The 11,438-nt window shown below is 65.4% G+C and carries 10 protein-coding genes; 6 read left to right on the top strand and 4 right to left on the bottom strand.

The genetic code is table 11. The annotated features are described in order from the left end of the window. Positions 1–74 precede the first annotated feature (74 nt). The 3 genes from ASE78_RS16440 to ASE78_RS16430 all read left to right on the top strand — a co-directional run bounded on the left by ASE78_RS16440 (position 75) and on the right by ASE78_RS16430 (position 3,228). Positions 75–326 (top strand): ATP synthase F1 subunit epsilon, encoded by a 252-nt coding sequence (locus ASE78_RS16440; protein WP_055757661.1) that lies wholly within the window; start codon positions 75–77, stop codon positions 324–326. Between the two features lie 163 nt (positions 327–489). Continuing rightward, positions 490–2,025, top strand: coding sequence for a CpaF family protein (locus ASE78_RS16435; RefSeq protein WP_200911075.1), 1,536 nt, complete (start codon positions 490–492; stop codon positions 2,023–2,025). A 33-nt stretch (positions 2,026–2,058) separates the two neighbouring features. Next, positions 2,059–3,228, top strand: a complete 1,170-nt coding sequence (locus ASE78_RS16430; protein ID WP_056498569.1) for an aspartyl protease family protein — start codon at positions 2,059–2,061, stop codon at positions 3,226–3,228. A gap of 1 nt (position 3,229) precedes the next feature. On the opposite strand, the gene ASE78_RS16425 is transcribed toward ASE78_RS16430, so the two are convergent. Together ASE78_RS16425 and ASE78_RS16420 are read right to left on the bottom strand one after the other, a co-directional pair. Then, on the bottom strand, positions 3,230–3,778 hold the full coding sequence (locus ASE78_RS16425; protein ID WP_056499245.1) for a hypothetical protein: 549 nt from the start codon (positions 3,776–3,778) through the stop codon (positions 3,230–3,232). A gap of 37 nt (positions 3,779–3,815) precedes the next feature. Beyond that, entirely contained in the window at positions 3,816–4,010 is a 195-nt protein-coding gene (locus tag ASE78_RS16420; protein WP_056498567.1) for a hypothetical protein, read from the bottom strand. Positions 4,011–4,037: 27 nt separating this feature from the next. Here ASE78_RS16420 and ASE78_RS16415 point away from each other — a divergent pair, with 27 nt between their 5' ends. After that, a complete protein-coding gene (locus ASE78_RS16415; protein WP_056498565.1) occupies positions 4,038–4,835 on the top strand; it encodes a class I SAM-dependent methyltransferase in 798 nt (265 codons plus the stop codon). 81 nt (positions 4,836–4,916) lie between these two features. Here ASE78_RS16415 and phaR read toward each other — a convergent pair whose 3' ends face one another. Next, positions 4,917–5,486 carry a polyhydroxyalkanoate synthesis repressor PhaR gene (gene phaR, locus ASE78_RS16410; protein WP_056498564.1) on the bottom strand — a complete coding sequence of 190 codons (570 nt, stop codon included), beginning with the start codon at positions 5,484–5,486 and terminating at the stop codon, positions 4,917–4,919. A 29-nt stretch (positions 5,487–5,515) separates the two neighbouring features. On the opposite strand from phaR, the gene ASE78_RS16405 reads away from it, so the two are divergent. Together ASE78_RS16405 and ASE78_RS16400 are read left to right on the top strand one after the other, a co-directional pair. Continuing rightward, complete coding sequence (locus tag ASE78_RS16405) at positions 5,516–6,568, top strand: alpha/beta fold hydrolase (protein ID WP_235515117.1); 1,053 nt, start codon at positions 5,516–5,518, stop codon at positions 6,566–6,568. Positions 6,569–6,598: 30 nt separating this feature from the next. After that, complete coding sequence (locus tag ASE78_RS16400) at positions 6,599–7,771, top strand: acetyl-CoA C-acetyltransferase (protein WP_055757651.1); 1,173 nt, start codon at positions 6,599–6,601, stop codon at positions 7,769–7,771. Positions 7,772–7,909: 138 nt separating this feature from the next. Here ASE78_RS16400 and ASE78_RS16395 read toward each other — a convergent pair whose 3' ends face one another. Next, a complete protein-coding gene (locus ASE78_RS16395; protein ID WP_056498559.1) occupies positions 7,910–11,194 on the bottom strand; it encodes a TonB-dependent receptor domain-containing protein in 3,285 nt (1,094 codons plus the stop codon). Between the last annotated feature and the right edge of the window lie 244 nt (positions 11,195–11,438).

Below are 11,438 nucleotides of genomic sequence, written 5' to 3'. Positions count from 1 at the left end.
ATGGCGACACCTCTCCGGACAGCCCCTCTCCCCGGCCCTCTCCCCTGAAGGGGAGAGGGGGTAAGGTGTTAGAAATGCTCCACTTTGAACTCGTGACCCCCGAAAAGCTGGTGCGGTCGGAATCGGTCTACATGGTCACTGTTCCCGGCACCGAGGGCGACTTCGGCGTGCTGGAAGGCCATGCGCCGTTCATGTCGACGATCCGTGACGGCGACCTGCTGGTCCAGCGCACCGAAAAGGGCGATGCCGAACGCATCGCGGTGCGCGGCGGCTTCGCCGAAGTTACGCCCAAGGGGCTGACGGTGCTGGCCGAACAGGCCGGCTGACCCGGCCTTTCCCTCAGGGCCGATCGGCCTTAGCGGACGCAGGACGCCGCGTCGGTCCACCCGGACCGGCGCGGCGTTTGCGTGAAAACGCAGGAACAGTGGTTAGGCAAACGTAAATCCTTGGGTCGTACCCTCGTGGTGAGAATCGATGGGGTAGGCCAGCGTGAACGCATTCGGGCGACGGAACGGAGTAGGCGGAGGCTCAGGCGGCGGGCGGCCATCGTTCGGTGTCGCCCGGCCGATGCACGGCCCCGGCCCGGCCCGGCCAAGCGACCTCGACAATGGCGGCCAGTTTCCGCCGGTGCCGCTGCCCGGTGGGTCGGCCGATCCGATGCCCGGCGAAAGCGCCGGCGCGATGCCGCAGGGCGACGCGATGCAGCGCCTCGCCGACCGGCAGGCCTTGTCGGGCGAGGCGAGCACCAGCCGGGTCGAGGGGTTCGAAACCTCGATCCACCGCATCAAGGAACAGGTGCTGCCCCGCCTGCTCGAACGCGTCGATCCCGAAGCCGCCTCGACACTCGGCAAGGACGAGTTGGCCGAGGAATTCCGCCCGATCGTCGGCGAGGTGCTGGCCGAACTGAAACTGACGCTCAACCGGCGCGAACAGTTCGCGCTGGAAAAGGTGCTGGTCGACGAACTGCTGGGACTGGGGCCGCTGGAAGAACTACTCGCCGATCCGGCGATCAGCGACATCATGGTCAACGGCCCCGAACAGACCTTCGTCGAACGCAAGGGCAAGCTCGAACTCGCCAACATCAATTTCCGCGACGAGGAGCATCTGTTCCAGATCGCGCAGCGCATCTGCAATTCGGTCGGCCGCCGCGTCGACCAGACCACGCCGCTGGCCGACGCCCGGCTGAAGGACGGCAGCCGCGTCAACGTCATCGTGCCGCCGCTGAGCCTCAAGGGCACGGCGATCTCGATCCGCAAATTCTCCGCCAAGCCGATCACGATCGACATGATGGCGGGCTTCGGATCGATGAGTACGCAGATGGCGACCGCGCTCAAGATCGCGGGCGCCTGCCGTTTCAACATCGTTATTTCCGGCGGCACCGGCTCGGGCAAGACCACCATGCTCAATGCCCTGTCGAAGATGATCGACCCCGGCGAGCGCGTGCTGACGATCGAGGACGCCGCCGAACTGCGGCTGCAACAGCCGCACTGGCTGCCGCTCGAAACCCGGCCGGCGAACCTTGAGGGGCAGGGCGAGATCACCATTCGCGATCTGGTGAAGAACGCGCTGCGCATGCGGCCGGACCGGATCATCCTCGGCGAAATCCGTGGCAGCGAGTGTTTCGATCTGCTGGCGGCAATGAACACCGGCCACGACGGATCGATGGCGACGCTCCACTCCAACTCCCCGCGCGAATGCCTCGCGCGGATGGAGAACATGGTGATGATGTCGGACATCAAGGTGCCCAAGGAGGCGATCAGCCGCCAGATCGCCGATTCGGTCGACCTCATCATCCAGGTGAAGCGCCTGCGCGACGGCAGCCGCCGCGTAACCAACATCACCGAGGTGATCGGGATGGAAGGCCCGGTGATCGTGACGCAGGAACTGTTCAAGTTCGAATATCTCGACGAGAGCGCCGACGGCAAGATTCTCGGCGAATATCGCTCGATGGGCCTGCGCCCCTATACGCTCGACAAGGCCAAGCAGTTCGGCTTCGACCATGCGCTGCTGGAGGCGTGCCTGTAGCGGCGGCCGTTCGTCCGTCCTACATTGCCGGGTGTGATCGCCCGCCTTGCCCTTGCGCTGCTGCTGCTTGCCGCCGCCCCCGCCCATGCCCAGTCCCGCCTCGCCGCCGATGCGGAGGCGCGCTGGGTGCCCTTCACCCTCACCACCGCCAACCACCTGCGCTTCGAGGCGAGCGTGAACGGCGTGCCGGCGGTGGCGCTGCTCGATACCGGGCTCAACCATTCGGCGGTCAGCGGCGACTTCGCCAAGCGCGCCAAACTGGCGATGGACGCCAAGGGGCCGGCGCAGGGCGTGGCGCTCGGCGGATCGGTGTCGGTCGAATGGGCGTCGACCACCGGCGTCGCCTTTGGCGCGCTGACCCGGGGCAGCGGGCGGGTGGCGGTGATCGACCTGCCGCGCCTGCTCGCCGGGGCGACCGGCAATGTCGACATGCTGGTCGGCACCGACCTGATCGCCACCCATGCGCTCGACATCGATTTCAAGGGCCGCCGCTTCCGCCTGCTGCCGAGCGGTCGCAAGCCGTTCACCGGCGCCAGCGTGCCGCTGTCGATCCAGGGCACCAGTGGCCTGTATCTCACCCAGGTGACGCTGAATGGCCGCCGCATCCGGCCGATGCTGCTCGACACCGGCGACGGCGGATCGATGAGCGTGGCGCAGGCCCAGTGGCGCGCGGCGAAGCCGGTGGTGAAGGGCGTGACCAGCACGATCGCGTTCGGTGCGGGCGGGGTGGTCGACGCCGGCCTTGCCGTCACCGACGCGGTGACGCTCGGCGGGTTGAAGACCGGACCGATCGAGGTACGGATCGAGGGCGATGGTGGCTTCACCAGACAGGTCGGCGTCGCCGGGCGGATCGGCACCGGGCTGCTCCAGCGCTACCGCGTGCTGCTCGATCCGAAGGCGGGACAGATGCTGCTGGCCGCCGTCGGCGCCCCCCCGCCGCCGCCGCCGCGATCGACCAGCGGGTTGCTGCTGGGCTACGACCGCGCGCGGCTGCGCGTGCTGCACGTCATGGCCGGCGGTCCTGCGGCAAAGGCGGGGTGGAAGGCCGACGAGCTGATCTGCGCGGTGGACGGCAAACCGGTCGCGCTGACCCCCGAAGGCGGGGTCGACGTCAAATGGGGAACCGACAAACCCGGCCGCGTCGTCGCCCTCACGATCTGTGACGGGGCCGAGCGCAAGCTGACGCTGGCCAATTTCTATTGAGCTACCAGACCAGCGACAACGGATAGAGCGCGATCAGCCAGCACAGGCAGGCGAGCACCACCGGCCGCCGCCGCCAGAACAGGATCGCCGCCAGACTGACCGGAAAGAACGACCAGGTGACGATCGCGGTGCGCCACGTCAGCGGCAGCGCCCCGAACAGCGCGATGGTCGCGGCGAGCAGCGCGACGTTGCAGAGCATCACCCCAAACAGCACCTTGCGCCCGTGCTTGTCGAAATGCGTGTCGAGATCGTCCCACGCTTCGGGCTCATCGGGAAAGATCAGCGCGGTCGCGACATAATAGACGCCGGTGACGACGAAACCGCCGAACAGCACCGGCCAGTTGACCGGCAGCACGTTGCGCAGTGTCCAGCCATACATCCAGAACGTCACGACGTCGCACGACACGAAGATTCCCAGCAGCGCAGTCGAATAGCCGATCCGTACCTTGTGGCTCGCCTTGATCGCGCGCGACAGACCGCCCAGTCCCTCGGCAAGCGCCAGCCCGAGCAGCAGCCCGAACAGCGAGAACATGAAATTGAAGCCGTCCATGCGATGATCCCCCATCATCCGCGCGCGTCATGTGAAGCTATCGCATGGTCAGCGCCAGCGCGACCCCGAACACCGTCACCAGGATCGCCACCAGTTGCACCATCGTCCACGGCATCCAGCCGACGCGGTCGGGATCGTGGCGCTTGCTGCGGCGATGTTCGGCGAGCACGGCGACCGCGAAGACGGTCGCGCTGGCCGCCGCGATGCTCCATAGCCATTGCCGACCGTCCACATGCCCCTCCCGACTGGAGTACCCCCCATGCGTCGAACCGCCCTTGCCGTGCCAGTGCTTTGTGCCGCTGCCCTCGTCGTTTCGCCGCTGCTGGCGCAGGCACCCTCGCAGCCGGTGAAAGCGGCGGTCGCCTCGACCAAGCGCACCCCGGCCAATGTCGCGCGCGACCGCTATCGCCATCCGGCCGAGACGCTCGCCTTCTTCGGGGTGAAGCCGACCGATACCGTGGTCGAGATCTGGCCGGGCGGCGGCTGGTACACCGAAATCCTTGCCCCCATGCTGGCGGAACGCGGCACCTATTATGCCGCCGCGCCCTTGCCGCGCGGGGCAGAGGCGATCGACGCGATCAAGGCGCGCGACCCGGCGTTCGCAAAGATCCGCCTCGCTGCCTTCCCCGCTGCCGCCGGCCAGCCGGTGGTCCCCGCCGGCACCGCCGACAAGGTGCTGACGTTCCGCAACGTCCACAACTGGCGCTTCGGCGGCGCGGACAAGGCGCAGGCGGCGTTCAACGCGATGTTCGCGATGCTCAAGCCCGGCGGCACGCTCGGCATCGTCGAGCATCGCCTGCCCGAGCAGCGCGACGCAGGCGCGGAGGAAAAGTCGGGTTATATGAAGGAAAGCTCGGTCATCGCCTTCGCGACGAAGGCGGGGTTCCGCCTTGCCGGACGGTCGCAGGTGAATGCGAATCCGAAGGATAGCGCCGACTGGTCCGCCGGCGTCTGGACGCTGCCGCCGACCTATCGGCTGAAGGACGTCGACCGCGCGAAATATGCTGCGATCGGCGAGAGCGACCGGATGACGCTGAAGTTCGTCAAGCCGAAGTAACGAGCCGGTTCACGTAAAGGCGCAGGGGCGCGCGACGGGCGGTCACGCTCGACGCGCCCCTGCGTGCCCCCGGTCCGGCGATCAGCCCAGCTTGTCCATCTTGTCCTGCAACCGCGACAGTTCGGCCCGCAGCGCCGCCATCTCGTCGGTCTTGGACGCAGCAGGGGCCGGTGCCGTCGCCGGGGCCGCCGTTTCGGTGCCCGGAGCGCCGGGCTTGAACGCATGCGCCGCCGCCTCGAACATCGCCAGATTGCGCTTGGCGATCTCGGCGAACGGCGAATGGGCGAACGCCCCCTCGACGGCGGTCTTGAACTGCTCTTGGTTGCGACGGAAGCTGTCCATCGATGCTTCCAGATAGCCCGGCACCATCGCCTGCATCGAATCGCCGTACAGGGTGATGAGCTGACGCAGGAAGCTGACCGGCAACAGCGTCTGGCCGCGGCTTTCCTCTTCCATGATGATCTGGGTCAGGACATTGTGGGTGATGTCGTCGTCGGTCTTGGCGTCGACGACCTTGAAGTCGCGATGCTCGCGGGTCATCTGCGCCAGGTGTTCGAGCGTGATGTAGGACGACGTCTCGGTGTTGTAGAGCCGGCGGTTGGCGTATTTCTTGATGATGACGGGGCTGCCGTCGGCCACTGGCTTCTTCATGCGAAGTCCTTGCGCGAAAGAGTTTTCAGATGGGTACACCTCTTGATACCGCGCCGCAACACAGCCCACGACCGCTGCCGCTGTTTCTGTCGATGCTGCGCAGCGAAACCGCGAACGAACCCGATCGTCGCGCCCGTGCGCTGGCCGGCCTTCGCGCCTATCAGGACGCGGCCCGCACCCCCCGCCCCGCCCCGCCGGCAGCGATCGCCAGCGACGGGCGGGTGACGCTGCGCGACTATGGCGGGCACGGACCGGACGTCGTCGTTATCCCCTCGCTCATCAATCCGCCGTTCGTGCTCGACCTCGCGCCCGACAATTCGCTGCTGCGCTGGCTGAGCGGCCGGAGATTGCGCGTTCTCCTGATCGACTGGGGGACGCCCGCCCCTGACGACCGGGCGATGGACCTCGGCGCGCATGTTCAGGCGGCGGCGCGACTGTGCGCCACGCTGGAGGCGCCGCCGCTGCTGGTCGGCTATTGCCTCGGCGGCACGCTGGCGCTCGGCGTCGCGGCGTTCGCCGCCGTGGCCGGGATCGCGCTGGTCGCGACGCCATGGCATTTCGGCGGCTTCGGCGATCCCGCCCGCGCCGCCATCGCCGACCTGTGGACCATGGCGGAGCCGACGGCGGCGCACCTCGGCCTCGTGCCCATCGAGGTGTTGCAGAGCGCCTTCTGGCAGCTCGATCCGGCGCGCACCGTCGACAAGTTCGCGCGGTTCGCCGAGCTGGCCCCCGACAGCGACGCGGCGCGGGCGTTCGTCGCGCTGGAGGACTGGGCCAATGCGGGCGCGCCGCTGCCCTATGCGGCGGGACGCGAGATGTTCGACGACTTGTTCGACGCCGACCTGCCCGGCACCGGCCGCTGGCGCATCGCCGGGCGGACCGTTTCCCCCCGCCCCGACGTGCCGCTGGTCGAATTCGTCGCCGAGAACGACCGCATCGTGCCCGCCGCCAGCGCGATCGGCCTGCCCGACCGGCGGATCGTCGCGGCGGGGCATGTCGGCATGATCGTCGGCCGGCGGGGTCGCCCGTTGCTATGGGAGCCGCTTGCGCGCTGGCTAAGCGAGGGTTCGCATACTAAATAGCCCCAAAACCCGTTGGAGAAGGATTTTCGAATGTCCGATGTCGTCATCGTCGCCGCCAAGCGCACCCCCGTGGGCAGCTTCCTCGGCGCGTTCGCCGCCGTTCCCGCACATGAGCTTGGCCGGCAGGCGATCGGTGCCGCGCTGACCCAGGCCGGCATCGCGCCGGAGGATGTGTCGGAAGTGATTCTGGGCCAGGTGCTGACCGCCGGTCACGGCCAGAACCCGGCGCGTCAGGCGTCGATGGCGGCGGGCGTGCCGAAGGAAGTGCCGGCATGGGGCATCAACCAGGTCTGCGGATCGGGCCTGCGCGCGGTCGCGCTGGCGGCACAGGCGATCCAGACCGGCGATGCGACGATCGTCGTCGCTGGCGGACAGGAAAGCATGTCGCTCGCCGCCCATGCGGTGCAACTGCGCAGCCCGACCAAGATGGGCGACGCACCGATGGTCGACACGATGATAAAGGACGGCCTGACCGACGTCTTCAACGGCTATCACATGGGCATCACCGCCGAAAATCTGGCGGAGCAATATCAGGTGACGCGCGCCGAGCAGGATGAATTCGCCGTCCGCTCGCAGAACCGCGCCGAGGCCGCCCGCAGCGAAGGCCGCTTCGTCGAGGAGATCGCCCCGGTCACGATCAAGGGTCGCAAGGGCGACACCGTGGTCGACCAGGACGAATATATCCGCGCCGGCGCGACCGTCGACGGCGTGTCGGGCCTGCGCCCGGCGTTCAAGAAGGACGGATCGGTCACGGCCGCCAACGCATCGGGCCTGAACGACGGTGCCGCGGCACTCGTCGTGATGTCGGCCGACGAAGCCGCCAAGCGCGGCCTCGAACCGCTGGTCACGATCAGGAGCTGGGCGACCGCCGGCGTCGATCCTTCGGTCATGGGCATCGGCCCGGTGCCGGCATCGCGCCGCGCGCTGGAAAAGGCCGGCTGGAGCGTCGACGACCTCGACCTCGTCGAAGCCAACGAGGCGTTCGCCGCGCAGGCGCTGGCCGTCGGCAAGGACATGGGCTGGACATCGGACAAGGTGAACGTAAACGGCGGCGCGATCGCGATCGGCCATCCGATCGGCGCGTCGGGCGCGCGCGTGCTGACCACGCTGATCTACGAAATGAAGCGCCGTGACGCGAAGAAGGGACTCGCGACGCTGTGCATCGGTGGCGGCATGGGCATCGCCATGTGCGTCGAGCGGTAAGACGTCAGACATGGCTACGGATGGGGGGTCGCCGGCAACGCTGGTGACCCCTTTTTCTATCGGCACCCTCCCCCGATCACACCGACAAAAAAGGGCCGGTGCATTGCACCGGCCCCATCAGAATAACCTCCTGTCGGATCAGAAGCGTGCCGTGACGCCGGCATAGAGACGACGACCAATGTTGTCGAAAATCCCGCTTCCCGCGCCAGTACCGGTCGCGGCCAGCGGTGGAAGGCGATCGGTCAGGTTGTCGACGCCGATGTAGAAGTTCGACGTGTCGCTCACGTTGATACCCAGCCGCGCACCGATGTAGAGGACATCGGGATAGTACTGGATGTCGAAATCGTCGGCGTTCTGCGGCGGACGGCCCTGGAAGCTCCGAGTGTTTTCGATCACGCCGACCGACTGCTTGCCAAGGTAGCGGAACTGCGTGTCGAAGCTGATCGACCCGAAGTTTGCGCCAAGGTTCACATTTACCTGATCCTTCGGCAGACCGAGTTCACCAACAATCGTGTTGGCAAAGTCAGGCTGCAACGGGTTTAGAAAGCTGTTGTTCGAGAAAACATGGGTGTAGATTACTTGGCCCGACAAGCGGACATCGCCGACCCGACGAGTGTACGACAGATTGGCATCAATACCGCGGGTTTCCAGTCGCGCGAAGTTCAACGACGACTGCAACAGGCTGCCTTCGACGATACGGAACGCCTCTTCGCCGTTAGGGCCGGTTCCGCCTGCAGCAACGCGCTGGAAGAGCGTGCAGAACTGGTTGTTCTCGATCGATGGCGTGTCGTAGCAGTTGTTGATGATGCCCTGCGCCGACACCGCGCTGATAACGTCGTCGACCTTGATGTTGTAATAGTCGACCGAGAGCGACAGGCCGGGAACGTAGCTCGGACGATATACACCGCCATACGTCCACGAGTCGGAAGTTTCGACGAGCAGGTTGGGATTGCCGCCGGTGCGGATTTCAAGCGTCTGGGTGTAGCGATAGTTATACGATGCCGGGATGCCCGCCGCACGACAGTTGGCCTCGCGGAACTGCGTACCTGTACCAATATTATCCAACGAGCAGGGATCGCTCACGCTCGCAAAGTTCTGCCCCGCAGCCGAGAACTGCTCGTCGAGGTTCGGCGCACGAACGGCGCGGCCATAATTGGCACGCAGGCGAAGATCCTCGATCGGTGCCCATTCGACACTGCCATTATAGGCCCAAACGCGACCGGCCGTCCCGCGATAGTCGGATACACGGGCAGCACCGGATACCGTCAGTTCCCGCAACAGCGGCAGGTCCTTGACGATCGGGATCGAGACCTCGCCGAACGCTTCCTTCACTTCGAATGCCGGCGGGTCGAACGTCGCAAGCGCGTTGTAGAAGGTATAGCCGGCTTCCACCGCCGGGTCCGCACGGAAGTAGTTCGTTTCCCGGCGATATTCGCCGCCCAGCGAGAACTGGATCGCACCGCCCGGCAGCGTGAAGAAGCTGGACGTATCGCCCGCGATCGAGCCGACGACGTTGAACTGGGAGATCTTGCCCGCAGAAGTCGTGTTCCGCAGGATATAGTTGATCGCTTCCTGCGATGCCGAACCGACGCCGAACGGATTGAGCGGCTGGCAGTTCGTGATATCCGCCGTCAGGTTCGCTGCGTCGCCGTTGAAGTCGATCCCAGGGGTCGACCCTGCGTTCGCACGCGAACGGTCCAGTTGCGATCCGCAGACGATACGACCGGTCGAAGGGTCGCGGACCGCATCCAGCGCGAGGTTCAGGCGCTGGACATCGACGTTGCCGAGTACCTTGGTCTTTTCCTTGAACTCGCCGTAGTTCACCGCGAAGTCATAGCTGAAACCACTACCCAGATCGCCGCGGGCGCCGCCCACCACACGGAAGGTTTCACGCAACGCATCTTCACGACGCGAACCCAGATCGGTCAGGTTCTTGCGCAGGATGAAGCGATACGATCCGTTCGCGATCTGCGTACGCAATGTCGCCTGCTGCGCGGCCGTCAAAGCAACGGCGGAACCGTTGGGGTTGATGCCGTTGTTTACGGAGTTCAGCAGTTGCGCCGAAAGCTGTGCCCGCGATTCGGCACTAAGGAATGGATTGCTGAGCTGCGGTCGCTCGTAAATATCGCCAAGCGTGCTGCCAACGAAGAACGCCGGGCCGGAACCGCCCAAGCCGATGCTTTCGACGCGAACATATTTGGCTTCGATATACGGTACGAACGCTGTGGACACATCGAAGTGGCCGATGAGGTTCGCCGAGTAGCGGTTGAGCTGCGGCAGGAGCTGCAACAGCGTGCCTTCGCGACGGGTATTGCCGTTGCCGCCCAGGAAGCTGCCGCCCGGTGCGGCGCTGGCCTGTGCGGCACTGCCGTTAGCGATGCCAACGCGCGTCCCGGTCTGCTGGGAAAGGCCACCACCCGGCTGGAACAGATAGTTGCACGTATAGGCGCGTCCAAGCGGATCGCGACCGCATGATGCGGGCGAGGTCGCGCCGAGTCCGGCACCGGCGATCGACACGAGACCGCCATCCGAAAACGTTCCGACACGAATATCGCGCATGAATATCGCATCGGGGACGCCGTTAAAGTTGGGCAGGCCATTCAGGCCAAGTCCCGCGGCGTCGATGCCGGTGGTGATGAACCCGTCGACCTGACGGTACTGCCGACGATCCGACGCGAAGAAATCTTCCGAGCGAGCATATTCGAGGCTGAGTGCTACGTTGCCGCGACCATCCGCGAAATTCTTGCCGCCAGTGATGCTGGCGAAATAGGATCCGGCATCCCCTTCGTCTGAAATGCTGCCCTGTCCGCGAACCTGGAGGCCGTCATAGTCGGTCTTCAGACGGAAGTTGACGACGCCGGCCAATGCGTCGGAGCCATAGACGGCAGACACACCACCGGTCAGGATGTCGACGCCTTCAAGCAGGTCGGTCGGAATCGTGTTGATGTCGACCGCTGTGGCACCACCCAGGATGTTCGACGCGACGTGACGACGCCCGTTGACCAGCACCAGCGTACGCGTCGTGCCCAGACCACGAAGATCGAGCAGGTTCAGGCCCGAGGTTCCCAGGAAGCGGGTCGAGTTCGACTGGCTGAACGTGCTCTGCAACTGCGGCAGATCGTTCAAAACGTCACCGATCGAAATCCGGGCGGTCTGCGTCAGCTCGGCGGCCGAAACCGTCGTGATCGGGGCGGCCGATACGTCGTTCGGACGCGACAGGCGCGAACCGGTGACAACGATCACCCCATCGGTAGCAGGTTCGCCGTCCGCATTAGTGCGCGTCTCGTCCTGCTGCGTAGTGAGCGAGGTGCCCGCACCCGGGGCCGCTGCGCTGTCGGCACCCTGTTGCGCCATGGCGGTACCTGCGAAAAGCATCAGCGATGAAGCCAGCGCGGTCGACCGCGCCAAAACGGTAAACTTCATGAAACCCCCTTTTTCGGGCTAACAACCCTTGCCCTGTATTCCAACTCCCGAAAACTCTCGGAGCTGTCGGCCGCATCAGATCGCGCATACGTGCTGATGTGAAGAGGGCTCATTACATTTTGTTCATACTGTTACCGGTTCGCAACACTTGCTATAAACCAGAAATATTTGCTTATTACTGTATTATTACAGTAATACGGTTATTATCTTTTGCCCTTGGGTTTTCTTGACAGATGGCTCCGCA

It is taken from the genome of Sphingomonas sp. Leaf25, assembly GCF_001421635.1.
Lineage (GTDB): Bacteria > Pseudomonadota > Alphaproteobacteria > Sphingomonadales > Sphingomonadaceae > Sphingomonas.
This window is presented reverse-complemented; position numbering and strand designations above follow the sequence as displayed.